Consider the following 23,161-nt stretch of genomic DNA (forward strand, 5'->3'; position numbering starts at 1 on the left):
GACGACCACCCGACTTCTCTCTATCGACCGACGATGACCACCACCGTAAGACTGACCGTCAGCCAGGCGCTCGTGCGCTACCTGGCCGCCCTGCGCGCCGAAGTCGTCCAGCCCGACGGCCGCACCGAGATCCTGCCGTACTGCGGCGGCGTGTTCGCGATCTTCGGCCACGGCAACGTGGCCGGGCTCGGCGAGGCGCTGCATGCGGAGAAGGACCGGCTGCCGACGTTTCGCGCGCACAACGAGCAAGGGATGGCCAACGCGGCCGTCGCGTTCGCGAAAGCGCATTTCCGCCAGCGGATGATGGCCGCGACGTCGAGCATCGGCCCCGGCGCGACCAACATGCTGACCTCGGCCGCGCTCGCGCACGTCGGCCGCTTGCCGCTGCTGTTGCTGCCCGGCGACGTGTTCGTGTCGCGGCTGCCCGACCCGGTGCTGCAGCAGGTCGAGGATTTCGAACAGGGCGACGTCAGCGCGAACGACTGCTTCCGGCCCGTCACGCGCTACTTCGACCGCATCACGTCGCCCGAGCAATTGCTCGTCGCGCTGCCGCGCGCGATCCAGGTGATGACCGATCCCGCGCAGTGCGGGCCCGTGTGCCTCGCGCTGCCGCAGGACGTGCAGACCTTCGCGTACGACTGGCCCGAGGATTTCTTCGCGCCGCCGGTGATCCGGATGCGCCGGCCGCCGGCCGACGCACTCGAGCTCGCCGATGCGCTCGACATGCTGAAGGCCGCGAAGAAGCCGCTGATCGTCGCGGGCGGCGGCGTGCTGTACAGCCAGGCGTGGGATGCGCTGCGCACGTTCGCCGACACGCACGGCGTGCCGGTCGCCGAATCGCAGGCCGGCAAGGGCAGCCTCGCGTGGGACCACCCGCTGAACCTCGGCTCGATCGGCGTGACGGGCTCGCCCGCCGCGAACCGCGCGGCCGCGCAGGCCGACGTCGTGTTCGCGGTCGGCACGCGGCTGCAGGATTTCACGACCGGTTCGCACGCGCTCTACGGCGACGCGACGCTGCTGAGCCTGAACGTGCAGCCGTTCGACGCGGGCAAGAAACGCGGCCGGCAACTGGTGGCCGATGCGCGCACGGGCCTCGGCCAGCTGTCGGCCGCGCTGGCCGGCTGGCGCGCCGACCCGGCGTGGACCGCCGCGAACCGCGACCAGGCCGCCGCATGGAACGCGCGCGTGACGGACCTGACCACACGGATTCCGAAGGACACGCTGCCGTACGATGCGGAAGTGATCGGCGCGGTGCGCGACTCCGCGGCCGACGCGGGACGCGACAGCGCGCGCGACGATCTCGTCGTCTGCGCGGCCGGCACGCTGCCGGCCGAGTTGCACAAGCTGTGGCGCAGCGGCGTGCCGGGCAACTATCACATGGATTATGCGTATTCGTGCATGGGCTACGAGGTCGCGGGCGGCCTCGGCGCGAAGCTCGCGCGGCCCGAGCGCGAAGTGATCGTGATCGTCGGCGACGGCTCGTACATGATGCTCAACGCGGAACTCGCGACATCCGTGATGCTCGGCCGCAAGCTCATCGTCGTGATCCTCGACAACCGCGGCTACGGCTGCATCGAGCGGCTGCAACTCAATTGCGGCGGCGCGAGCTTCAACAACATGCTCGACGACTGCGTGCCCGAAGGCGGCGAACGCTCGACGATCGACTTCGCGATGCATGCGCGCGCGATGGGCGCCGAAGCCGTGCACGTGCGCGACATCGGCGAGCTGCGCCACGAAATGAAGCGCGCGCGGGCGGCGACGACGAGCCAGGTGCTCGTGATCGACACCACGCACCAGCGCACGACCGACGACGGCGGCGCGTGGTGGGAAGTCGCGGTGCCGCAGGTGTCCGAACGCGCCGGCGTCGAAGCGGCGCACCGCGCGTATCTCGACGCGAAGACCCGCCAGCGGCGCTGATCCGCGCCCCTTTCCATCGGCCGCGCCGACACAACAACATTCGAACCCAGGAAACCCGTCATGAGCTGGAACGTCCGCATCGGTATCAATCCCCTGTCGTGGATGAACGACGACCTGCCGTCGCTCGGCGGCGAGACGCCGCTCGAGACGGCGCTGAAGGAAGGCGCCGAAATCGGCTATGCGGGCTTCGAGCTCGGCAACAAGTTTCCGAAGACGGGCCCCGAACTGAAGGCGAAGCTCGCCGAATTCGGGCTCGTGTGCGTGTCGGGCTGGTATTCGGGCTTCCTCGCGGAAGTCGCGCCGGGCATGACCGATGCCGATGCGGTCGCGGCGGAAATCGAGCGCTGCCGCGCGCATATGACGAAGCTGCAGTACAACGACGTGAAGGTCGTCGTGTACGGCGAATGCGCGGGCACGATCCAGGGCAACATCGACACGCCGGTCGCGAAGCGGCCGCGTTTCGTCGACGATGCGGCGTGGCGGCGCTATGCGGCGCGTCTCGACGCGTTCGGCGCGCACCTGCTCGACACGTACGGCATCAAGCTTGCGTACCATCACCACATGGGCGCGTACGTCGAGTCGCCGGACGACGTCGACCGGCTGATGGCGCTGACCGATCCCGCGAAGGTGTTCCTGCTGTTCGACACCGGCCACGCGTATTTCGGCGGCGCGGCCGACCCGGTGGCGCTGCTGCGGAAGCACGTGTCGCGCGTCGCGCACGTGCATTGCAAGGACGTGCGGCCGCAGGTCGTCAGCAAGGCACGCAACGACGGCTGGAGCTTTTTGAACGGCGTGATCAACGGCACCTTCACGGTGCCGGGCGACGGCGCGCTCGACTACGACGCGACGCTGCGCACGCTGAAGGACGCCGGCTACGAAGGCTGGCTCGTCGTCGAGGCCGAGCAGGACCCGGCCGTCGCGCCGAGCTATGCGTATGCGAAGAAGGGCTACGAATCGCTGCGCGCGATCGTCGACCGGTTGAGCGCGTGAGTTCGCGCGCAAGCGCCTGAGCGTTCGCGCCCTACCCTATTGCGGAGACTTATTTCATGACGATTTCTCCCCTGCTGGTCAAGGCATCCGCCGACCGCGAGATCTGCAACGTGACGCCCGAATCGGCCGGCTGGAAGCACGTCGGCTTTCGCGCGCTGCGCCTGAAGGCCGGCGACACCGAAACGCTCGACACCGACACGCGCGAATTGTGTGTGGTCGTGCTGACGGGCACGGTGCGCGCCGAAGTCGACGGCGAGACGTACGACGCGCTCGGCAAGCGCGACAGCGTGTTCGAGGACGTGTCGCCGGACGCGCTGTACGTGCCGGGCGGCAAGACCGTCACGCTGGTCGCGACGCGCGATGCGGAAGTCGCGCTGTGCACCGCGCCGTACGCGAGCGGCGACAAGCGGGTTCAGCGCCTCGACGGCGAACGGATGCGCCGCTCGGTGCGCGGGCAAGGCACCAACACGCGCTACGTATGCGACATCCTGATGGGCGACAACCCGGCCGCCGACCGGCTGCTCGTCGTCGAAGTCGTCACGCCGGCCAGCCATTCGAGCAGCTATCCGCCGCACAAGCACGACCGCGACGCGGCGCCCGACGAGACGTCGCTCGAGGAAACCTATTACCACCGGATCGATCCGCCGCAGGGCTTCGCGTTCCAGCGCGTATACACCGACGACCGCAGCCTCGACGAGGCGTGCGCGGTCGAGAACCACGACGTCGTGATGGTGCCGCGCGGCTATCACCCGGTCGTCGCACCGCACGGCTACAACCTGTACTACCTGAACGTGATGGCGGGCCCGAGCCGCGCGTGGGCGTTCAGGAACGATCCCGCGCACGAGTGGATGCTCGACGCGGCGCCGAAACGTTGAAGCGCGAAACGCTGAAACGTCGACGTGCCGAAACGCCGAAGCACTGAACGAAAGACGGGCCCGCGCGCGGCCCGTGACGATGCGACGCCCGGCACGCGCGTACAGTGCCGGCAACGCGACGGAGCCGCCATGGTGACGCCCCCCTTTCGCCTCGAACCCCACGCCTTCGACGACGATGCGTCGAACCCGGCGCTGCCGCACTTCAATGCAGCCGTCGCACGCCGCATCGGAGAAATCGCGGTCAACCTCGCGTCGCGCCGCGGGCTGCCGATCGCGGTCGGCATCGTCGGCGGGCAAGCGCCGCTGTTCTACTGCGCGCTCGACGGCAGCGGCGCGCACGATAGCGATGCGATCCGCCGCCGGCAGAACACGGTGCTGCGTTTCGGCCAGAGTTCGCTCGCGGTCGGCGCGTGCTTCCGGCGTGCCGGCTGGTCGCTGCGCTCGCACGGCCTGTCGGACGACGACTACGCGCTCGATGGCGGCGGCGTACCGCTGCGGCTCGCCGGCGCCGGCATCGTCGGCGCGATGACGATCGCGGGGCTCGGCTCCGAAGCCAATCACGCGCTCGTCGTCGAATGCCTGCGGTGGCACGTCGGCGCGAATGCGCTGGCGATGAGCGCGTAGCGGCCGCTCGCGGCCGGCGGTCGACGGGTCGCGCAGCGCCACGGCATGCGTCTTTCATTCGACGCGAAACGCAAACGGAATCCGCACGGGCCGCAGCGTGTCGAGATTCACGCCGGCGAGCCCCGTTCGCCCTTTTGCCAGCAGCGTATCGTCGCGATAGACCTCCTGCTGGAACGCGATACGCACGCGCGTGAGCTCGGTCAGCGTCGTGCGGATCGTCAGCGGTTCGTCGTGACGCGCCGGCGACAGGAAAGCCGTCTCGATGCGGCAGACGATGAGCCCGGTTCGCAGTTCGGCCATCATGTGCGCGAGATCGATACCGTTGGCGCGATACCATTCCATCCTGGCCTGATCGAACCAGCGCAGGTAGTTCGCGTGATAGACGACGCCGCCGAGATCGACATCGACGAACGGCACGCGCAACGAAAAATGATGGCTGCGATGGCTGGGAGCAACCTGCATGTCGACACCTCCGGGAGAAATCGGCAGTTCAGGGAAACGCATGCGGCGGCGCGCTATTGCATCTGCGCGCGATAGGCGTTCGTCATGACGAGCGTCGCATTGACGCCGCCGAAACCGAAACTGTTCGTCATCACGGTCGTCAGTTTCCGCTGCGTGGTCGCCGTGACGATGTCGAAGCCGCACGCGCCGTCGTCGAGCTGCCCGATGTTCATGCTCGGCGCAATGAATCCGTCGTTCATCATCAGCGCCGCATAGATGAATTCGTGCACACCGGCCGCACCCTGCGCGTGGCCGGTCGTCGACTTGGTCGACGACAACGGCGGCGCGGCCTCGCCGAACACGTTGCGGATCGCGCGTAATTCGCGGATATCGCCGACGGGCGTGGACGTGCCGTGCGTGTTCAGATAGTCGATCGGCAAATCGATACCGCGCAATGCGAGCCTCATGCTGCGCTCGGCGCCTTCGCCGGACGGCACGACCATGTCGATACCGTCGGTCGTCGTGCCGTAGCCGATCACTTCCGCATAGACGGGCGCGCCGCGCTCGATTGCATGATTCATTTCCTCGACCACGACGATCCCTGCGCCGCCTGAAATCACGAAGCCGTCGCGGTCCGCATCGTAGGGGCGCGACGCGCGCACCGGCGTATCGTTGAAGCGGGTCGACAGCGCGCCGATTGCATCGTACTGGCACGCGACTTCCCACCCCAGTTCTTCGGCGCCGCCGGCGAACACGATGTCCTGCGTGCCGGCCCTGATCAATTCGACGGCATGGCCGATGCACTGTGCCGATGCGGCGCACGCACCGCAGATTGCGTAGCTCACGCCGCGCACGCCGAACGCGACGGCAAGGCACGCGGCATGGACGGACGGCATCGAATGCACGATGTCGTACGCGCCGACGCCGCGCAACCCACGCGTGCGCATCGCATCGACCGCATGGACGTAACCGAGCGACACCCCGCACGCGTTGCCGACGATCACGCCGGTGCGCTCGTTCGACACGAGGCGCGAGGGCAGCCGCGCGTCGTCGATCGCTTGTTGCATGCATGCGAATGCTTGCAGCGCGGCAGGGGTCATCCATCGGAGATGCCGGCGATCGACGCGATCCGGCGCGGGCGCCTCGACGGGCGCCCAGACGTGGCTGCGCAGTCCCGCGTCCCTGAATGATTCGGAAAACACGATGGCGCTGCGGCCCGCGCGCAGCGCGTCGCGCACGGTCGGAACATCGCTGCCGATGCTGGACGCAATGCCGATCCCCGTGATGACCGCACGTCTCATGTCCCGCTTCCCCGAAAACGAACCATGCCGGCGTCGGCCGCATGTCGAGCGCCGCACCGCCGATGTTCGCTCGACCGGCCAGCGACGTGCGCCGTTTGCATCCGGCCGCAAACCGTTCAAACCTGCCGGATCACTTCAGAGGAATTAAATATCGAAATTCGCGTTTTCGCAAACCCGACCGAGCTGCGCTGCGGGGATGCCACGACGGCGGGGCCTGCGACGCGGTGATCGCGGGGCACGTTGCCTCGCGCAGGCCCCACTCATGCCGACTCAGCGCAGCCCGCCGCTCGCGACGAGGCGCTCGCCGGTCAGCCAGCGTGCATCGTCCGATGCGAGGAACACGGCGACCGACGCGATGTCGTTCGGCTCGCCGAGGCGGCCGAGCGGCGTCTGGCCGAGCACTTGCGCTTCGAGATCGGAGCCGATGATGCCCGCGCTGTGCGTGCCTTCGGTCACGACCATCCCCGGGTTGATCGCGTTCACGCGGATCTTGCGCGGAGCGAGCTCGAGCGCGAGCACGCCGGTGATCGCGTCGACCGCGCCCTTCGTGCCGCTGTACACGGCGCTGGCCGGCGGCGTGATGCTGGTCACGACCGAGCTGATGTTGATGATGCTCGCGCCTTCGCCGAGATGCTTGGCGGCCGCCTGCGTGGTCAGCAGCACGCCAAACACGTTCGTGTCGAACTGCCGGCGGTAGTGTTCTTCGGTGATCGCTTCGATCGGCGCGAATTCGTACACGCCGGAGTTGTTGACGAGCACGTCGAGACGGCCGTACGTGTCGACCGCGGTATCGATGATGCGCTGCGCGTCGGCGGCCTTCGACACGTCGCCGCCGACCGCGACCGCGCGGCCGCCCGCTTCGGTGATCGCGCTCACGACCGCATCCGCGCCCGCCTTGCTGCTCGCGTAGTTGACGACGACCGCTGCGCCCTCGTCGGCCAGTGCCTTCGCGATCGCCGCGCCGATGCCCTTCGAGGCGCCCGTGACGACCGCTACCTTGCCTGCCAGCTTGCTCATGATTTCATTCCTCAGTCAGAAGACCTTCGATGGATGGCGCCGGTTGCCGCGACGATGTTGCCGCGGCAATCGGCCTGACTGGAAATTTACGTTGCGGCACCGCAGCGATAAAGCGGCTCGACGCGAATTGACTGGCGGAGTTTGCCGAACAATCGACCGGGCGTGGTCAGCCGGCGCTCAGCCACGCGTCGGCAACCTCGCCGTGCAGCCCGTCGAGCCCGCCGTCGTAGACGATCCGTCCCCGCCCCATGACCGCGACGCGCCGCGCGAGCCGCGGCGCGAGCTGCAGCCGCTGCTCGATCAGCGCGATCGCGACGCCGTCGGCCTGCAGCGCGGCGAGACACGCGCCGACTTCGTCGACCGCGAGCGGCGCGAGCCCCTCGGCCGGTTCGTCGACGATCAGCACGCGCGGGCCGCCGGCGAGTGCGCGCACCAGCGCGAGCACCTGCTGCTCGCCGCCCGACAGCCGCCCGGCTTTCACGTCCGCGCGCGCGGCCAGCAGCGGAAAACGGTCGAACAGGCGGTCGAGCGCCGCCCGTTCGGCTGCGCCGCTCACGCCGCGCAAACCGAGCCGCAGGTTGTCGCGCACGGTCAGCAGCGGGAACACGTCGCGGCTTTCGGCCACGTAAGCGACGCCGCGCCGCGCGATCTCGAACGTGCGCGCCCCTGCGCATTCGGCGCCGGCGATGCGCACCGAGCCGGCCGTGCGCACGAGCCCCATCACGGCCTTCGCGAGCGTCGAGCGCCCGGAGCCGTTGCGGCCCAGCAGCGCGAGCGTCTCGCCCGGCGCGAGCGCGAGATCGACGCCATCGAGTACGGGCTGCATCCCGTACCACGCGCGCAGCCCGCGAATGTCGAGCACCGCGCTCATGCCGCACCCTCGCCCAGATACGCGGCACGCACGCGCGGATCGGCGCGGATCGCGTCGGGCGCGCCGGTCGCGACCACCGTGCCGCGCACGAGCACCGTGATGCGTTCGGCGAAGCCGAACACCGCGTCCATGTCGTGCTCGATCATCAGGACCGTGCGGCCCTGCGTCGTCGCGCGGATCAACGCGATCATCCGCGCGGCCTGCGCGCGGCTCATGCCGGCCGTCGGCTCGTCGAGCAGCAGCGTCCGCGCGCCGCTCGCGAGCGCAATGCCGAGATCGAGCGCGCGCTGCTCCGCATAGCCGAGTTCGCCGGCCGGCGTGTCGCGCCGCGCGTCGAGGCCGATGTCGTGCAGCACGCGCGCGGCCGCGAGATCGACCGACGCGGATTCGCGCAGCTGGTTCCACCAGCGCCGCCGTTCGGCCGGCGCATGCAGCGCCGCGCAGCGCAGGTTGTCGAATACGCTCAGGCGCGCGAACGCGCTCGTCTGCTGGAAACTGCGGCCGATGCCGAGGCGGCTCGCGACGACCGGCCCGCGCCCGCGCAGCGCGACGCCGTGCAGCATGACGCGCCCGCGCGTCGGCCGCGTCGCCCCGGCGATCACGCCGAACAGCGTCGACTTGCCCGCGCCGTTCGGCCCGATCAGCGCGTGGCGCTCGCCGGCTGCGATGCGCAGATCGACACCGTCGAGCACGGTCTGCGCACCGAAGCGCTGCACGATGCCGTGCAGCGCGATCGCGTTGCCGTTCATCGCGCGTCCTCCCGCGTGGCGGCCGCCGCGCCGTGCCCGAGCCGCGCGCGCCAGCCCCACAGCAGGATGCCGATGCCGGCCGCCGAACCCGCGACGGCCCAGCCGATCGGTGTATCGGCGTCGATGCCCCATGCGCCGAACGCGACGCCCGTGCCGTCGTCCTGCGCGAAGCGCCACGCATAGCCGAGCTCGGCCGCGCAGACGATCGCGACGCCCCAGAACGCACACGCGCCGATGGCGCACAGCAGCCGCCACCGCTCGGTCGCCGGGGCCTCGCGCCGCAGCGCATGCGCGAATGCCTGCGCGATGCCCGCGATCCCGCCCGGCGCGGCGACGACGATCGCGACGAACAGCACGCCGAGATACAGCGCCCACGCGCGCGACACGCCCGCGACGACGATGCTCAGCGCGGTCAGCACGGCCGCGCCGGCCGCCGGCCCGAAGAATGCGCCGGCGCCGCCGATCACCGCGGCGATCAGCACGGTCGCCGAGCGCGCCATCGATACGCTGTCGGGCGTCGCGATCTCGACGTCGATCAGCGTCAGCGTGCCGGCGACGCCGGCGAAAAACGATGCGCAGGCGACCATCGCGAGCCGCACGCGGCGCGGATCGGTGCCGAGCGCCGCGACGCGCGCCGGGTTGTCGCGCACCGCGTTCGCGAGCCGCGCGAGCGGCGTGCGGCTCAGCGCATGCATCGCCCATGCCGACACGACGCACCACGCGGCGATCAGCGCATACGCGTGCGCCGGCGCGCCGAAATGCGCGTTGCCCCACGGCGCGCCGCTCGCGCGGTCGATCGGCACGCCGCCGATCCCGCCGAACCACGCGGGCACGCTCCACGCAGCCGCCGCGACGCATTCGCCGAGCCCGAGCGTGATCATCGCGAACGCGGTACCGGAACGGCGCGTCGCCAGCAGCCCGGCGACGCACCCGAAGCCCGCGCCGGCCACGCCGCCGACGAGCGGCAACAGCGGCAGCGGGCCGCCGACGTGATTGAACCAGTGCGCGGCCGCGAACGCGCCGAAGCCCGCGAACGCCGCATGCCCGAACGACAGCAACCCGGTCGTGCCGAGCTGCAGGTTGTACGACAGCGCGAGCACGACGAGAGCGGCCGTCTGCGCCAGATAGCCGAGCACCGCGCCGTGCGGCCACAGCCACGCGGGCAACGCGAAGCAGGCGGCGAACAGCGCCCAGCGCGCGCCTCCGGCCAGTGCGCGGCTATGCATCGGCACGCTCGCCGAACAACCCGCGCGGCCGCGCGACCAGCACCGCGACGAGCAGCAGGTACGGCACCAGCGGCGCCAGTTGCGCGATCGACACCGCGGCCACGCTGTCGGGCAGCGCGATACCCGTCCATTGCGCGAGATCGCGCAGCGACGTGTCGCTCGCGGCCGCGAAGGTCTGCGCGAAGCCGACCGCGAGCGACGCGACGAATGCGCCGCCGAGCGAACCCAAGCCACCGATCACGACGACCGCGAACACGACCGACCCGACGGTCTCGGCCAGCGCGGGCTCGATCACCGCAAGCGGCGCGCCGATCACGCCGGCCAGCGCCGCGAGCGCGGTGCCCGCACCGAACAGCGCCGTCATCACGCGCGGCACGTCGTAGCCGAGCGCCTCGACCGCCGCACGATGCGCGAGCGCCGCGCGCACGACGAGCCCGATGCGCGACGCACGCAGCAGCACGCCGAGCGCGACCAGCATCGTCGCGGACATCGCCATCATGAACAGCCGGTAACGCGGCAACGCAAGACCGAACACGGTCGCGGGCGCGCCGTCGAACAGCGGCGGCACGGGCGCCGGCAGCGGCGCGAGACCCCACACGAGTTTCGCGCCCTCGCCGATCAGGTACGCGAGCCCGAAGGTCAGCAGCAGTTCGCTCGTATGGCCGCGTGCCTGCACGCGGCGCAGCAGCACACGTTCGCAGCCGGCGCCGAGCAGCCCGACCGCGAGCGGCGCGAGCACGAGCGCGGGCCCGAAGCCCGCATGAGCCGCGATGCTGTAGCCGACGTACGCACCGAGCATGTAGAAGCTCGCATGCGCGAAGTTGAGCACGCCCTGCACGCTGAAGATCAGCGTGAGGCCGGCCGACAGCATAAACAGCAGCAAGCCATAGCTGAGGCCGTTGAAGGCCTGGAGCGCGAACGCGTGCACCGCGTCGCGTCAGGCGGCGAGCGGTTCGAGCGCGGCGCGCAGCGCGTCGGGCAGCGGCACCGGGCGGCGCGTGCCGCGATCGACGTACACGTGCACGAAATGCCCCTGCGCGGCGGGCGACGCGTCGCCTTGCGCGAACAGCCCGACTTCGTAGCGCACGCTCGACGTGCCGAGCTTCACGACGCGCAGCCCCGCGTCGACCGATTGCGGGAACACGAGCGGCGCGAAGTAGTTGCACTGCGTCTCGACGACGAGCCCGATCGTCTGCCCGTGCTCGACGTCGAGCACGCCCGCGCGGATCAGGTACTCGTTCACCACGGTATCGAAGTAGCTGTAGTAGACGACGTTGTTCACGTGTCCGTAGACGTCGTTGTCCATCCAGCGGGTCGTGATCGGCAGAAAGTGGCGATAGGCGTCGCGCGGACGCGGCTGCGGCTTGTCGGACATGGCGATGGCGCTCAGGACGAGGGAGGCGAAGGGAACGAAAGAGACGATCGGGACGACGCGCGGCGGCCGCATGAAGCGACGCGCCGGCCAGCAGCGAAGCACCGCGCCGCGATCGCGCGCGGCACGGCGGACGACACCCTGCGGGCAGGCAGGCCCGTCACTGCCCCGGCCGGTCGACGAATTCGAAATCGAGGCCGCGCGCGCGCATCCAGTCGGCGAGCGCGATGCCCGTGCCGGCGCGCCACGGGCGCAGCAGCGGCGGATCGACGAGCTTGTATTCGAGAAGTTCCGGCGACAGCGACACCGTGCCCGACGCCCGCACGTGGTACGCGATGATCAGCTCGTTCTTGCGGATGAATTCGTACACGCCGACGAGCGACACCTGCTCGGCCTTCAGCGCGGTTTCCTCGAACACCTCGCGCGCGATGCCGTCCTCGGGCGTCTCGCCGTTTTCGAGGAAGCCGGTGATCAGCGCGAACATCCCTTCGGGCCACGCGGCGTTGCGCGCGAGCAGGATCTTGCCGTCGAGTTCGACGATCGCGGCGACGACCGGCAGCGGGTTGTTCCAGTGCACGTAGCCGCAGGTGTCGTCGGGACAGGCCTGGCGGATGCGGCCGCCCTCATGGTCGGGATCGGCACGCTCGGTCAGCGGGCTCGCGCAGCGCGGGCAAAAGCGGTAGTCGGCGGTGGTCATCGATGGGGATCTGGCGAGCGCCCGGCCTCGGCCTGAAGGCCGCGTCGCGCGTCCGCTCGGCGCGGAAAAGGCTTCATTCTAGCGAGTTTGCCCGCGCCCGAGACGATCCGGCCCCACCGGCATCAGGGCGACCCGCGCCCGCGTGCGGCGGTCGCCGCGAAGCCGGCGGCGCCGATCAGCAGCGCCGCCGCCGCGACCCACAGCGCCGGCGTAAACGACCCGAAGCGCACGGCCAGCGGCGCCGCGACGAGCGGCCCGAGGATCTGCCCGACGCCGTACGATGCGGTCGCATAGCCCATCAGTCCGGCCGCACGCTCGCCGTGCAGGCGCCGCGCCTCGCGCATCGCGAACAGCGTGATCGCGGTGAACGGCAACCCGAGCAGCGCGCTGCCGATCGAGAAGCCGGCCGCGTTCGGCCACACGATTCCGGCCGCGATACCGAGCGCCTGCGTCGCGCAGCCGGCCGCCAGCAGCAGCCGGTTGTCCCAGTGCCCGGGCAGCCGCGCGGCGGTGATCGCGCCGACGATCAGCGCCGCACCGAACATCGGCCAGAACAAGTCGGGCCACGGCGAGCCGGCCGGCAGCGCGGCGCGCGCGATCACCGGCAGGAACGTCGCGGTGATGATGTAGCCGAAGCCCGGTGCGCCGTACAGCGCGACGAGCCACGCGGCGTCCGCGCGGCGGCTTCGCGTGCCGGCCCGTGCCGCCGGGGACGCCGACGCGCTCGTGACCGTATGCGGCGCGGCGGCCGGTGGCGTCGCCTGCGTGTGCGCCGGTGTCGGAGCCGGCGCCGCACCGAACGTGCGCCAGATCGCGACTGACAGCACGGCCGACAACGCCGCGAAACCGAGCCAGCCCACCGCCGCGTGTCGGCCGGCCAGCGCGCTGCCGATCAGCCCCGTCACCACGATGCCGACGCCCGGCCCCGCATAGATCACCCCGCTCCATTCGGGCGCATGCAGCTCGGCCAGCCGCCGCAGCCCCCATTGCGACACGAACACGAACGTCCATGCGCTGACGACGCCCGCGACGAAACGCACGACGAGCCACACCGGCAGCGCGTGACCGACGCCCATCGCGGCGGTCAGCAGCACGGTCGCCGCGAGCCCGAAGCGCACCATCCGCGCCGGCGCGATGCGCAGCGCCGCGCAACTGACCGCGCCGGCGAAGTACCCCGCATAGTTCGCCGATGCGAGCCAGCTGCCGGCTTTCAGACCGATCGAGCCGTCCGCGAGCATCAGCGGCAACAGCGGCGTGAACGCGAAACGGCCGACGCCGAGCACGACGGCCAGGCCGACCATGCAGGCGAACGCGGCCGCGCGGGCACGGCGGTCGGCCTGGTCGGACGAAAGGCCGCGGGCGGCGGCGGTCAGGGCATCGAAGCGGGACATGGCGGCAAAGGCCGGCGCTGCGCGCACGCCGGCCGGATCGGAAATCGGAATGGGTTCATCCTAGCTTGACCGACCGTTCTCAAAAAATGAATAATTAAGAATCAACCCATCCTTCGGAGAGAATCATGGACCTGGCGGCGCTGGCGATCTTCCGGGCGGTCGTGCGCGAGAACGGCGTGACGCGCGCGGCGGCCAAGCTCAATCGCGTGCAGTCGAACGTCACGACGCGCATCAAGCAGCTCGAGGAAGAACTCGGCGCGGCGCTGTTCGTGCGCGACGGCCGCCGGCTCGTGCTGACGCCGGCCGGGCATACGCTGCTGCCGTATGCGGAGCGCCTGCTCGCGCTCGCCGACGAGGCGCGCGACGCGGTGCGCGAGGACACGCCGCGCGGCCGGCTGCGGCTCGGCACGATGGAAAGCACGGCCGCGAGCCGCCTGCCGGCCCTCCTCGCGCGCTACCACCATGCGTGGCCGGACGTGTCGCTCGAACTGCTGACGGGCACGACGGGCTGCCTGATCGACCGCGTACGCGACTTCGAGATCGACGCCGCGCTGTTCGCGCGCCCGCCCGAGCCGGACGCGCTGCCCGACACGTTCGAGACGATGCCGATCTTTCGCGAGGATCTCGTGCTGCTCACGCCGCGCGGCCATCCGCCGGTACGCACGCCGCGCGACGTGATCCTGCCGACGCTGATCGCGTTCGAGCGTGGCTGCGCCTATCGCAAGTACGTCGAGCAGTGGTATGCGGCGCACGGCGTGAAGCCGGCGCGCGTGCTCGAACTCGGCTCGTATCACGCGATCGTCGCGTGCGTCGCGGCCGGCGCGGGCGTCGCGGTCGCGCCGCGCTCGGTGCTCGATCTGCAGCCTGAAACCGGCAACGTCGCCGCGCACACGATTCCCGAACTCGCGGGCATCGACACGCTGCTCGGGTGGCGGCGCGGTTATGCGTCGGCGGCGCTCGCAGCATTGCGCGATGCGCTCACCGAAGCCACGCCTCAGCCTGACGACGCGGCGAAGCCGGCCGCGACCGTGCCGGCCTGACCTGGATTCGCACGCCGCCGTGGCGATCGACGCGCACAGCCTGCACGGCCCGCACAAACAAAACGACCCGACCGGCATCTGCCGATCGGGTCGTTTTTCGATTCACGCGATGCCGTCGGTGGGGCGGCATCGCATCGTTCGTGCAACGATCAGAGCCGTTCTTCGACCCAGCCCTTCACGCCGGCCAGCGCGCCCGGCAGGTTCGCCGGCTCGGTGCCGCCCGCCTGCGCCATGTCCGGACGACCGCCGCCCTTGCCGCCGACCTGCTGCGCGACGAAGTTCACGAGCTCGCCGGCCTTGACCTTCTTGCTCGCGTCCGGCGTGACGCCCGCGATCAGGCTGACCTTGCCGCCTTCGACGGCCGCCAGCACGATCGCCGCGCGCTTCAGCTTGTCCTTCAGCTTGTCGACCGTTTCGCGCAGCGTCTTCGCGTCGGCGCCGTCGAGCGTCGCGGCCAGCACGTACACGCCGCCGACTTCGACGGCCTGCTGCGCGAGCTCGTCGCCCTGGCTCGACGCGAGCTTCGACTTCAGCGCGCCCAGCTCCTTCTCGAGCGACTTCACCTGGTCCTGCACCTGCGCGATGCGCTGCGTGAGTTCCGACGGCTGCGCCTTCAGCGCCGCCGCCGCTTCGTTCACGCGTGCATCGAGCTCCTGCACGTAACGCACCGCGTTGTCGCCGGTGATCGCCTCGACGCGGCGGATGCCGGCCGCGACGCCGCCTTCGACGACGATCTTGAACAGGCCGATGTCGCCGGTGCGGTGCACGTGCGTGCCGCCGCAGAGTTCGCGCGAGAAGCCGAGGTCGAGCACGCGCACTTCGTCGCCGTACTTCTCGCCGAACAGCGCCATCGCGCCGCCCTTCACCGCTTCGTCGTACGGCATCACGCGCACGATGCTCGGCGCGTTCGCGAGGATTTCGTTGTTGACGATCTGCTCGACGCGACGGATTTCGTCGTCGGTCATCGGTGCGTTGTGCGCGAAGTCGAAACGGGTCTTTTCCGCGTCGACGAGCGACCCCTTCTGCTGCACGTGCGCGCCGAGCACCTCGCGCAGCGCCTTGTGCATCAGGTGGGTGGCCGAGTGGTTGCGCTGCGTGCGCGCGCGGCGATGCGCGTCGATTTCCGCGCGCAGCACGTCGCCGACCTTAAGCAGGCCCTGCTCCAGCGTGCCGTGATGGCCGATCACGTCGGCCTGCACCTTCAGCGTGTCGGCCACCGCGAAGCGCGTCGCGGCGTTCGCGAGCACGCCCTGGTCGCCGACCTGGCCGCCCGATTCCGCGTAGAACGGCGTGTGGTCGAGCACGACGACCGCATCCTGGCCAGCCTTCACTTCGTTGACGGCCGAGCCGTCGACGTACAGCGCGACGACCTTCGCGTCGTCGAACGCGATTTCCTCGTAACCGTGGAAGGTGGTCTTCGCGCCCGAGTATTCGAGGCCCTGCGTGGCCTTGAACTTGCCGGCCGCACGCGCCTGCTCGCGCTGGCGCGCCATCGCGTCGTCGAAGGCCGGCTCGTCGACCGTCATCCCGCGCTCGCGGCACACGTCGGCCGTCAGGTCCAGCGGGAAGCCGTAGGTATCGTGCAGCTTGAACGCGAGCTCGCCGTCGAGCACCTTGCCGCCCTTCGCTTCGACATCCGCCAGCGCGGCTTCGAGGATCGACATCCCGTGCTCGATCGTCTCGAAGAAGCGCTCTTCTTCCTGGCGCAGCACGTCGGTCACGCGCTGTTCGGCTTCCTTCAGCTCCGGATAGGCGGTGCCCATCTCGGCGACGAGGTCGGCCACCAGCTTGTGGAAGAACGCGCCCTTGCGGCCGAGCTTGTAGCCGTGGCGGATCGCGCGGCGCACGATGCGGCGCAGCACGTAGCCGCGGCCTTCGTTGCCGGGAATCACGCCGTCGACGATCAGGAACGAGCACGCGCGAATGTGATCGGCGATCACCTTCAGCGAGTTGTTCGTGAGGTCGCTGATTTCGGTCACGCGCGCGGCGGCCTTGATCAGGTTCTGGAACAGGTCGATCTCGTAGTTGCTGTGCACGTGCTGCAGCACCGCGGCGAGACGCTCGAGGCCCATGCCGGTGTCGACCGACTGCTTCGGCAGGCGCGTCATGTTGCCCTGCGCGTCGCGGTTGAACTGCATGAACACGAGGTTCCAGATCTCGATGTAGCGGTCGCCGTCTTCTTCAGGCGACCCCGGCGGGCCGCCCCACACGTCCGGGCCGTGGTCGTAGAAGATTTCGGTGCACGGGCCGCACGGGCCGGTGTCGCCCATCGTCCAGAAGTTGTCCGACGCGTAGCGCGCGCCCTTGTTGTCGCCGATCCGGATGATCCGCTCGGTCGGCACGCCGACTTCCTTCGCCCAGATGTCGTACGCCTCGTCGTCTTCCTGGTAGACGGTGACCCACAGCTTTTCCTTCGGCAGCTGGTAGACCGTGGTCAGCAGCTCCCACGCGAACTTGATCGCGTCGTGCTTGAAGTAGTCGCCGAACGAGAAGTTGCCGAGCATCTCGAAGAACGTGTGGTGGCGCGCCGTGTAGCCGACGTTCTCGAGGTCGTTGTGCTTGCCGCCCGCGCGCACGCTGCGCTGCGCCGTCGTGGCGCGCGAGTACGGACGCGGATCCGTGCCGAGGAACACGTCCTTGAACTGGACCATGCCCGAGTTCGTGAACATCAGCGTGGGGTCGTTACCGGGCACGAGGCTCGACGAGCGGACGATCGTGTGGCCCTTCGATTCGAAGAATTTGAGGAATTTCTCGCGGATTTCGGCAGCTTTCATGGCGTGCGGGGACAGTCTGGCAAAGACGGCTTCAAACGCCGGCGCCCCAGGCGGGGCGCGCGGCGGCATGGATTCGGAAACGATCGATTATACGATACAGACCGCCCGCCCAAGCGGCAGCGGCCCGCTGCGACGGGCGACCGGCGTGGGCGACCGGCCTGGGCCACCCGCGCGGCCGATTCGCCTTAAGATGCTCGACATGCCAATCGGCCTTGCCCGTCAACGCAGGCCCGCCATGAAAGGAGACGATTCGACGATGGGTGCCCTGAGCCATATCCGCGTGCTGGACCTGACCCGCGTGCTCGCGGGCCCGTGGTGCGCGCAGACCCTCGCCGATTTCGGCGCGGACGTGATCAAGGTCGAGCGCCCGGGCGCCGGCGACGACACGCGCCACTGGGGGCCGCCGTACCTGAAGGACGCGGACGGCGCGGATACCGCCGAGGCCGCGTACTACCTCGCGGCGAACCGCAACAAACGCTCGGTGACGGTCGACATCGCGACGCCGGAAGGCCAGCAGATCGTGCGCGAGCTTGCCGCGCAAAGCGACGTCGTGCTCGAGAACTACAAGGTCGGGCAATTGAAGAAGTACGGGCTCGATTACGACTCGCTGCGGGCGGTGAAGCCCGATCTCGTCTACTGCTCGGTCACCGGCTTCGGCCAGACCGGGCCGTACGCGCATCGCGCGGGCTACGACTTCATCGTGCAGGGGATCGGCGGCTTCATGAGCATCACCGGCGAACGCGACGGCGAGCCGGGCGGCGGCCCGCAGAAGGCCGGCGTCGCGATCGCCGATCTCGCGACCGGCCTCTATTCGACGATCGCCGTGCTCGCCGCGCTCGCGCACCGCGACCGCACGGGCGAAGGCCAGTACATCGACATGGCGCTGCTCGACGTGCAGGTCGCGCTGCTCGCGAACATGAACACCAACTTCCTCGCGAGCGGCAAGCCGCCGGTGCGCTGGGGCAACGCGCACCCGAACATCGTGCCGTACCAGACGTTCCAGACGCGCGACGGCTGGATCATCGTGGCGGTCGGCAACGACGGGCAGTTCCGCAAGTTCGTCGAGGCGGGCGGCCGGCCCGAGCTGGCCGACGACGAGCGCTTCGCGACGAACCCGTCGCGCGTGCGTCACCGCGACACGCTGGTGCCGATCCTCGCGGAGATGGTGAAGGCGCGCGACAAGGCCGACTGGATCGGCGCGCTCGAAGCGGCCGGCGTGCCGTGCGGGCCGATCAACGATCTCGACGAGGTATTCGACAACGAGCAGGTGGTCGCGCGCGGGATGCAGGTCTCGCTGCCGCATCCGTGCGGCGCGGACGTGAAGCTCGTGCGCAACCCGATCCGGATGAGCGCGACGCCGCCCGACACGCGCACGGCCCCGCCGCTGCTCGGCGCGCAGACGGAAGACGTGTTGCGCGACATGCTCGGCTACGACGACGAGCGGATTGCCGCGTTGAAGGCGAAGCAGGCGATCTGAGCGCGTGTGACACCCGGCCCGGCCGCCCACGCAAGCAGTGTCGGCCAGGTATATCGGGGGTCAGCGCCGCGCAAGCGTATCGCACCCGCCAGCGAGCAGTGCGAGCGCGGCACGCGCGGCCGGATCGACGACGATCGCGCGACCACCCGCGCCCGGGAGGCCGGTGACTGCCACCGCGGCCGTATCGGCCGCCCCCCCATGGAATACCAATGCCGGAAGCGGTTCGGAGGCGATACGATCGCGCATTTCCAGCGTGCCGAGCGGCGTCGGGAACGCAGTCGCGAGCTCGGCGCCGCTCGGCACGCTACCGCGCGCAATCAGCGTGGTGAGCGGCGCGAGCCGGTCGGCCAGCCCAGGTGGCGCAACACACTGCCGGGAAGCACGGCCGTCGGCAAACGTGACGCGCACGGAGAATGGCGTCGCCGGCTGCACGCGATGCGCGTTCACGCTCAGCGTACCCGCGGTGTAGACGAACGACATCACCTCATCCGGCTGCACGCTGAGTATTTCGTTACCCGGCGCGATCAGCGCGGGACTGCCGGCACTTCCGACCATGCTTCGCCAAGCCAATCCAACGAGCACTGCGACGAACACCACGCCAGCCGCGCGTACGACACGGCCTGTTGCCGCGCGCGTCATGACACCTGCACCATGGTTCCGACCGGTGTCCATTCGTACAGTTGCCGCGCATCGGCTTCGCTCAGCCGCACACATCCGCGCGAGCCGAACCAGTCACTCAGCGAATGGCGAGCCAGCCGCACGACGCCGAGCGGCATCGGGCCGTGGTATTGATGAAAAGCCTTGCCATCCGTGGTGAAGAACATTGCATGATCCATCTGCACGTTATACATGCGACTGCGATAAGGGTGGTGCTTGCGGAGGATTCTGAACGTGCCCCGATCGGTCGGGTGCTCGCGCATCGGCTGTCACGCAGTCGAAGCGGAACACGCAAACGCGCCCCTCGCATGCTTCCACGCGTTGCCGTGACAGATCAACCTGAATCCGTTTCGTCGCGGCTCCGTTGTTTTCTTTGGTGCGGTCCGATCGTGCGGGCTGGACTGGCATGGAGGCCTTCCGTCTGGTCGAATGGCCCGCCAGACTGCCCATTACCGGCTTCAAGCGATATCGGACACGTCAGAAATTCGGCGCGCTGTCCGATAGCAGATGAGCCTGCTGCCGCGCACGCCCACCAAGCGATGAGCCCGGATGGTGCGACGTGCTTCGGGGACTGCCGACGCGCACGGCTACGCCGCTGCTCGGCGACGACGACGAACGGATCGCGGCGTTAAAGGCGAAGCCGACGATCTGAAGGTCCTGCGATCCGCCCAGCGCGATACGGTGAACCCGCGACCGCCAGCGCGTCGAGCCAGCCGCGCGCTTGCGGCCAATCGCCGAGCCCGCTGTCGGCGTTGATGTGGCCGCGCGGGCCGAGGTTATGGAACGTGCTGCCCCACGCGTTCGCGCAGCCGCGTGCGAACGCGAGCGGACCGTACGGATCGTCGCTGCTCGCAACCACGCAGGTCGGAAACGGCAACCGCTCGTGCGGCACCGGGCCGAAGCCGTGCGCGTCAGCCGGAAACACGGGCCCGGCCGGATCGGGCAATGCGACGAGCAGCGCGCCGCGCACTTTCGCGAGCGCGGCCGGCCGCGCGTAGCGGGTCGCCCACCATGCGGTGGTCAGCGTACCGAGGCTGTGGCCGGCGATCAGCACGGGCCCGCGCGCGGCTTCGACCGCCCGGTCGAGCGCGCGACACCAGCCGTTGCGAAACGCGTGGTTCCAGTCCGGCATCGCAATCCGCACGAAACGCGGATCGGCGCGCTCCCAGCGGCTCTGCCAGTGAAGCGGGCCCGAATTGGCGTAGCCGGGCAAGACGAAAACGACGGGGTCGGTCATGGAAGGATTCGTCGACGAATGGAATCGTGTTGTAGCGTCGACGCAGTGTCGCACACCCGCCTCTCCCTGATGGTGCCTGTCAAAATCCGGGGGATGTGCGTGACCTTCAAGCGGTCGTGACGCAGCCAGGCGTCACGACCAGAGGGGCCGGCGGTCGGGTACGCCCGCCGGCGTGAATCAGCGTACGCCGGCGCCGACCAGGCCGCCTGCCGCCGCGCCGGCGACCGTGCCGACCGGGCCGCCGGTGATCAGGTAGCCGAGCGCGCCACCCGCGGCCGCGCCGATACCGGCGTTACGCTGCGTATGCGTCATCGCGCAGGCGCCGAGTTGCGACAGGGCCGCGACGATCACCGCGGTACGAACGAGAAAAGTGGTCTTCTTCATCATGATTGTTGGCTTCCTCCCGCTTCGCATAAATCGCGATTGGCGGCATTGAATCGGTGAAGCCATCATAGGAAAAGCCGAACGACGCCCGCAATCCGATTTACGTCGTGTTACAGCCGACACACACTCGATATATTGCGATACGCATCGCGAACCGACGGCGCCCGACCGGCAGCCCGCGCGGGACGGACCCCGGTCAGGTAGAATTACAGGATTAAACCGGCGCGACGCGCCGACACAACCCTGACGCCAACCGCATGAGCACCGAACGCAACGACGCCCCCGCGGCTTCCAATTTCATCCGCAACATCATCGACGACGACAACCGCACCGGCAAATGGGGCGGCCGCGTCGAGACGCGCTTCCCGCCCGAGCCGAACGGCTATCTGCACATCGGCCACGCGAAGAGCATCTGCCTGAATTTCAGCGTCGCGCGCGACTACGGCGGCGTGTGCCACCTGCGCTTCGACGACACGAACCCGGAAAAGGAAAGCGTCGAATACGTCGACTCGATCGTCGACGCGGTGCGCTGGCTCGGTTTCGACTGGCGCAAGGACGCGGTCGATCACCAGTATTTCGCGAGCGACTACTACGACAAGCTGTACGAGTTCGCCGAGCTGCTGATCCAGCGCGGCAAGGCGTACGTCGACAGCCAGAGCGCCGACGAAATGCGCGCGAATCGCGGCTCGCTGACCGAAGGCGGCAAGCCGTCGCCGTTCCGCGACCGCTCGCCCGAGGAAAACCTCGACCTGTTCCGCCGCATGAAGGCCGGCGAGTTCAAGGAAGGCGAGCACGTGCTGCGCGCGAAGATCGACATGGCGTCGCCGAACATGAACATGCGCGACCCGGTGATCTACCGGATCCGCTACGCGCACCACTACCGCACCGGCGACGCCTGGTGCGTGTATCCGATGTACGACTACACGCACTGCATCTCGGATGCGCTCGAAGGCATCACGCACTCGCTGTGCACGCTCGAATTCGAGGATCACCGCCCGCTGTACGACTGGGTGCTGAACGAACTCGCGGAAGCCGGCGTGTTCGCGCGTCCGCTGCCGCAACAGATCGAATTCTCGCGGCTGAATCTCACGTACGCGATCACCAGCAAGCGCAAGCTGCTGCAGCTCGTCACCGAAGGCCACGTCGACGGCTGGGACGACCCGCGGATGCCGACGATCGTCGGCGTGCGCCGCCGCGGCTTCACGCCGGAGAGCATCCACCTGTTCTGCGAGCGGATCGGCGTGACGAAGATCGATTCGTGGATCGACATGAGCATCTTCGAAGGCGCGCTGCGCGACGACCTCGACGACAAGGCCGCGCGCACGGTCGCGGTGCTCGATCCGCTGAAGCTCGTGATCGACAACTATCCGGAAGACCTCGAGGAAGCGTGCACGGCGCCCGTGCATCCGCACCATCCGGACCGCGGCGTGCGCACGTTCCCGATCTCGCGCGAGCTGTGGATCGAGCGCGAGGATTTCGTCGAGAATCCGCCGAAGGGCTATTTCCGGCTGTTCCCGGGCAACAAGGTGCGCCTGCGCTACGGCTACGTGATCGAATGCACGGGCTTCGACAAGGACGCCGACGGCAACGTGACGGCCGTGCACTGCAACTACTTCCCGGACAGCAAGTCGGGCACCGAAGGCGCGAACACGTACAAGGTCAAGGGCAACATCCACTGGGTCAGCGCGAAGCACGCGCAGCCGGCCGAAGTGCGGATCTACGACCGCCTGTTCAAGGAGCCGCACCCGGACGCGGGCGGCGCGAACTTCCTCGAGGCGCTGAACCCCGATTCGAAGAAGATCGTGCAGGCGTACGTCGAGCCGGGCAACGGCGATGTCGCGCCGGAAACGCGCCTGCAGTTCGAGCGCCACGGCTACTTTGTTGCAGACCGTGTCGATTCGAAGCCGGGCAAGCCGGTGTTCAACCGGATCGTCGGGCTGCGCGACAGCTGGGGCAAGCCGGCCTGACGGCCTGCTCCGCGCGGCGGCGGGCGGCTTCGCAAGTCGCCCCGCTGCCTGCCCATGAAAAAACCGGCTCGAGGGCCTAATGCCGTTCAGTTAAGCGACCGAAGGGCATTTTTGTTTTGTGGAAGGAGTGGTTGTAAACGTTGCGCTGAGATGT

General features: G+C 69.2%; 22 protein-coding genes. 7 read left to right on the plus strand and 15 right to left on the minus strand.

The window, feature by feature from the left end:
* The first annotated feature begins 33 nt into the window (after nt 1-33).
* From iolD to J8I35_RS30390, 4 genes are all read left to right on the plus strand, one after another.
* Entirely contained in the window at nt 34-1,917 is a 1,884-nt protein-coding gene (iolD, locus tag J8I35_RS30375) for a 3D-(3,5/4)-trihydroxycyclohexane-1,2-dione acylhydrolase (decyclizing) (RefSeq protein ID WP_209928595.1), read from the plus strand.
* A gap of 60 nt (nt 1,918-1,977) precedes the next feature.
* The gene (gene iolE / locus J8I35_RS30380; protein ID WP_209928597.1) at nt 1,978-2,907 is read left to right on the plus strand and encodes a myo-inosose-2 dehydratase; all 930 of its coding nucleotides are present in this window, start codon (nt 1,978-1,980) and stop codon (nt 2,905-2,907) included.
* A gap of 56 nt (nt 2,908-2,963) precedes the next feature.
* Entirely contained in the window at nt 2,964-3,782 is an 819-nt protein-coding gene (gene iolB / locus J8I35_RS30385; protein ID WP_089488363.1) for a 5-deoxy-glucuronate isomerase, read from the plus strand.
* A gap of 129 nt (nt 3,783-3,911) precedes the next feature.
* The gene (locus J8I35_RS30390) at nt 3,912-4,406 is read left to right on the plus strand and encodes a heme-degrading domain-containing protein (protein ID WP_209928601.1); all 495 of its coding nucleotides are present in this window, start codon (nt 3,912-3,914) and stop codon (nt 4,404-4,406) included.
* A 54-nt stretch (nt 4,407-4,460) separates the two neighbouring features.
* On the opposite strand, the gene J8I35_RS30395 is transcribed toward J8I35_RS30390, so the two are convergent.
* The 10 genes from J8I35_RS30395 to J8I35_RS30440 all read right to left on the minus strand — a co-directional run bounded on the left by J8I35_RS30395 (nt 4,461) and on the right by J8I35_RS30440 (nt 13,471).
* Nucleotides 4,461-4,868, minus strand: a complete 408-nt coding sequence (locus J8I35_RS30395) for a YbgC/FadM family acyl-CoA thioesterase (RefSeq protein ID WP_050017589.1) — start codon at nt 4,866-4,868, stop codon at nt 4,461-4,463.
* 53 nt (nt 4,869-4,921) lie between these two features.
* Nucleotides 4,922-6,148 carry a beta-ketoacyl synthase N-terminal-like domain-containing protein gene (locus J8I35_RS30400; RefSeq protein ID WP_209928603.1) on the minus strand — a complete coding sequence of 409 codons (1,227 nt, stop codon included), beginning with the start codon at nt 6,146-6,148 and terminating at the stop codon, nt 4,922-4,924.
* A 270-nt stretch (nt 6,149-6,418) separates the two neighbouring features.
* Nucleotides 6,419-7,165 carry a glucose 1-dehydrogenase gene (locus J8I35_RS30405; protein WP_050017591.1) on the minus strand — a complete coding sequence of 249 codons (747 nt, stop codon included), beginning with the start codon at nt 7,163-7,165 and terminating at the stop codon, nt 6,419-6,421.
* 166 nt (nt 7,166-7,331) lie between these two features.
* A complete protein-coding gene (locus J8I35_RS30410) occupies nt 7,332-8,036 on the minus strand; it encodes an ABC transporter ATP-binding protein (protein ID WP_124557287.1) in 705 nt (234 codons plus the stop codon).
* Entirely contained in the window at nt 8,033-8,785 is a 753-nt protein-coding gene (locus J8I35_RS30415; RefSeq protein ID WP_209928605.1) for an ABC transporter ATP-binding protein, read from the minus strand. Before J8I35_RS30415 ends, J8I35_RS30410 begins: the two co-directional genes overlap by 4 nt.
* Nucleotides 8,782-10,011 (minus strand): branched-chain amino acid ABC transporter permease, encoded by a 1,230-nt coding sequence (locus J8I35_RS30420; RefSeq protein WP_209928610.1) that lies wholly within the window; start codon nt 10,009-10,011, stop codon nt 8,782-8,784. The genes J8I35_RS30415 and J8I35_RS30420 overlap by 4 nt, the downstream gene beginning before the upstream one ends.
* A complete protein-coding gene (locus tag J8I35_RS30425) occupies nt 10,004-10,939 on the minus strand; it encodes a branched-chain amino acid ABC transporter permease (RefSeq protein WP_209928611.1) in 936 nt (311 codons plus the stop codon). Before J8I35_RS30425 ends, J8I35_RS30420 begins: the two co-directional genes overlap by 8 nt.
* A gap of 9 nt (nt 10,940-10,948) precedes the next feature.
* Nucleotides 10,949-11,386, minus strand: coding sequence for a thioesterase family protein (locus J8I35_RS30430; RefSeq protein ID WP_027787751.1), 438 nt, complete (start codon nt 11,384-11,386; stop codon nt 10,949-10,951).
* 157 nt (nt 11,387-11,543) lie between these two features.
* The gene (locus tag J8I35_RS30435; RefSeq protein WP_209928615.1) at nt 11,544-12,080 is read right to left on the minus strand and encodes an NUDIX domain-containing protein; all 537 of its coding nucleotides are present in this window, start codon (nt 12,078-12,080) and stop codon (nt 11,544-11,546) included.
* 122 nt (nt 12,081-12,202) lie between these two features.
* A complete protein-coding gene (locus J8I35_RS30440; protein WP_209928616.1) occupies nt 12,203-13,471 on the minus strand; it encodes a YbfB/YjiJ family MFS transporter in 1,269 nt (422 codons plus the stop codon).
* A 125-nt stretch (nt 13,472-13,596) separates the two neighbouring features.
* Between J8I35_RS30440 and J8I35_RS30445 the strand changes: the two genes are divergently transcribed.
* Nucleotides 13,597-14,511 carry a LysR family transcriptional regulator gene (locus tag J8I35_RS30445; protein ID WP_050017599.1) on the plus strand — a complete coding sequence of 305 codons (915 nt, stop codon included), beginning with the start codon at nt 13,597-13,599 and terminating at the stop codon, nt 14,509-14,511.
* Nucleotides 14,512-14,660: 149 nt separating this feature from the next.
* On the opposite strand, the gene alaS is transcribed toward J8I35_RS30445, so the two are convergent.
* A complete protein-coding gene (gene alaS / locus J8I35_RS30450) occupies nt 14,661-17,285 on the minus strand; it encodes an alanine--tRNA ligase (protein ID WP_209928618.1) in 2,625 nt (874 codons plus the stop codon).
* A 256-nt stretch (nt 17,286-17,541) separates the two neighbouring features.
* Between alaS and J8I35_RS30455 the strand changes: the two genes are divergently transcribed.
* Nucleotides 17,542-18,762 carry a CaiB/BaiF CoA-transferase family protein gene (locus tag J8I35_RS30455; protein ID WP_209928629.1) on the plus strand — a complete coding sequence of 407 codons (1,221 nt, stop codon included), beginning with the start codon at nt 17,542-17,544 and terminating at the stop codon, nt 18,760-18,762.
* Nucleotides 18,763-18,822: 60 nt separating this feature from the next.
* On the opposite strand, the gene J8I35_RS30460 is transcribed toward J8I35_RS30455, so the two are convergent.
* From J8I35_RS30460 to J8I35_RS30475, 4 genes are all read right to left on the minus strand, one after another.
* Nucleotides 18,823-19,401 (minus strand): hypothetical protein, encoded by a 579-nt coding sequence (locus tag J8I35_RS30460; RefSeq protein ID WP_209928623.1) that lies wholly within the window; start codon nt 19,399-19,401, stop codon nt 18,823-18,825.
* Nucleotides 19,398-19,682: a L,D-transpeptidase gene (locus tag J8I35_RS30465; protein WP_245170492.1), complete on the minus strand. Its 285-nt coding sequence runs from the start codon at nt 19,680-19,682 to the stop codon at nt 19,398-19,400. The genes J8I35_RS30460 and J8I35_RS30465 overlap by 4 nt, the downstream gene beginning before the upstream one ends.
* 365 nt (nt 19,683-20,047) lie before the next feature.
* The gene (locus J8I35_RS30470) at nt 20,048-20,656 is read right to left on the minus strand and encodes an alpha/beta hydrolase (RefSeq protein WP_209928627.1); all 609 of its coding nucleotides are present in this window, start codon (nt 20,654-20,656) and stop codon (nt 20,048-20,050) included.
* Between the two features lie 177 nt (nt 20,657-20,833).
* Entirely contained in the window at nt 20,834-21,043 is a 210-nt protein-coding gene (locus tag J8I35_RS30475) for an ornithine acetyltransferase (protein ID WP_006497729.1), read from the minus strand.
* A 254-nt stretch (nt 21,044-21,297) separates the two neighbouring features.
* On the opposite strand from J8I35_RS30475, the gene J8I35_RS30480 reads away from it, so the two are divergent.
* On the plus strand, nt 21,298-23,007 hold the full coding sequence (locus J8I35_RS30480) for a glutamine--tRNA ligase/YqeY domain fusion protein (protein WP_050017607.1): 1,710 nt from the start codon (nt 21,298-21,300) through the stop codon (nt 23,005-23,007).
* The last annotated feature ends 154 nt before the right edge of the window (nt 23,008-23,161 follow it).

It is taken from the genome of Burkholderia sp. CpTa8-5 (genome assembly GCF_017815045.1).
Lineage (GTDB): Bacteria > Pseudomonadota > Gammaproteobacteria > Burkholderiales > Burkholderiaceae > Burkholderia > Burkholderia sola.

What these genes read in the sequence shown, in the direction of transcription:
- iolE (WP_209928597.1), top strand. Translation starts at nt 1,978, where the DNA reads ATGAGCTGGAACGTCCGCATCGGTATCAATCCCCTGTCGTGGATGAAC.
- J8I35_RS30420 (WP_209928610.1), bottom strand. Translation starts at nt 10,011, where the DNA reads ATGCATAGCCGCGCACTGGCCGGAGGCGCGCGCTGGGCGCTGTTCGCC.
- alaS (WP_209928618.1), bottom strand. Translation starts at nt 17,285, where the DNA reads ATGAAAGCTGCCGAAATCCGCGAGAAATTCCTCAAATTCTTCGAATCG.
- J8I35_RS30435 (WP_209928615.1), bottom strand. Translation starts at nt 12,080, where the DNA reads ATGACCACCGCCGACTACCGCTTTTGCCCGCGCTGCGCGAGCCCGCTG.
- J8I35_RS30480 (WP_050017607.1), top strand. Translation starts at nt 21,298, where the DNA reads ATGAGCACCGAACGCAACGACGCCCCCGCGGCTTCCAATTTCATCCGC.
- J8I35_RS30405 (WP_050017591.1), bottom strand. Translation starts at nt 7,165, where the DNA reads ATGAGCAAGCTGGCAGGCAAGGTAGCGGTCGTCACGGGCGCCTCGAAG.
- J8I35_RS30445 (WP_050017599.1), top strand. Translation starts at nt 13,597, where the DNA reads ATGGACCTGGCGGCGCTGGCGATCTTCCGGGCGGTCGTGCGCGAGAAC.
- iolB (WP_089488363.1), top strand. Translation starts at nt 2,964, where the DNA reads ATGACGATTTCTCCCCTGCTGGTCAAGGCATCCGCCGACCGCGAGATC.
- J8I35_RS30470 (WP_209928627.1), bottom strand. Translation starts at nt 20,656, where the DNA reads ATGACCGACCCCGTCGTTTTCGTCTTGCCCGGCTACGCCAATTCGGGC.
- J8I35_RS30475 (WP_006497729.1), bottom strand. Translation starts at nt 21,043, where the DNA reads ATGATGAAGAAGACCACTTTTCTCGTTCGTACCGCGGTGATCGTCGCG.
- J8I35_RS30390 (WP_209928601.1), top strand. Translation starts at nt 3,912, where the DNA reads ATGGTGACGCCCCCCTTTCGCCTCGAACCCCACGCCTTCGACGACGAT.
- J8I35_RS30455 (WP_209928629.1), top strand. Translation starts at nt 17,542, where the DNA reads ATGGGTGCCCTGAGCCATATCCGCGTGCTGGACCTGACCCGCGTGCTC.
- iolD (WP_209928595.1), top strand. Translation starts at nt 34, where the DNA reads ATGACCACCACCGTAAGACTGACCGTCAGCCAGGCGCTCGTGCGCTAC.
- J8I35_RS30415 (WP_209928605.1), bottom strand. Translation starts at nt 8,785, where the DNA reads ATGAACGGCAACGCGATCGCGCTGCACGGCATCGTGCAGCGCTTCGGT.
- J8I35_RS30400 (WP_209928603.1), bottom strand. Translation starts at nt 6,148, where the DNA reads ATGAGACGTGCGGTCATCACGGGGATCGGCATTGCGTCCAGCATCGGC.
- J8I35_RS30440 (WP_209928616.1), bottom strand. Translation starts at nt 13,471, where the DNA reads ATGTCCCGCTTCGATGCCCTGACCGCCGCCGCCCGCGGCCTTTCGTCC.
- J8I35_RS30410 (WP_124557287.1), bottom strand. Translation starts at nt 8,036, where the DNA reads ATGAGCGCGGTGCTCGACATTCGCGGGCTGCGCGCGTGGTACGGGATG.
- J8I35_RS30465 (WP_245170492.1), bottom strand. Translation starts at nt 19,682, where the DNA reads ATGCGCGAGCACCCGACCGATCGGGGCACGTTCAGAATCCTCCGCAAG.
- J8I35_RS30460 (WP_209928623.1), bottom strand. Translation starts at nt 19,401, where the DNA reads ATGACGCGCGCGGCAACAGGCCGTGTCGTACGCGCGGCTGGCGTGGTG.
- J8I35_RS30430 (WP_027787751.1), bottom strand. Translation starts at nt 11,386, where the DNA reads ATGTCCGACAAGCCGCAGCCGCGTCCGCGCGACGCCTATCGCCACTTT.
- J8I35_RS30395 (WP_050017589.1), bottom strand. Translation starts at nt 4,868, where the DNA reads ATGCAGGTTGCTCCCAGCCATCGCAGCCATCATTTTTCGTTGCGCGTG.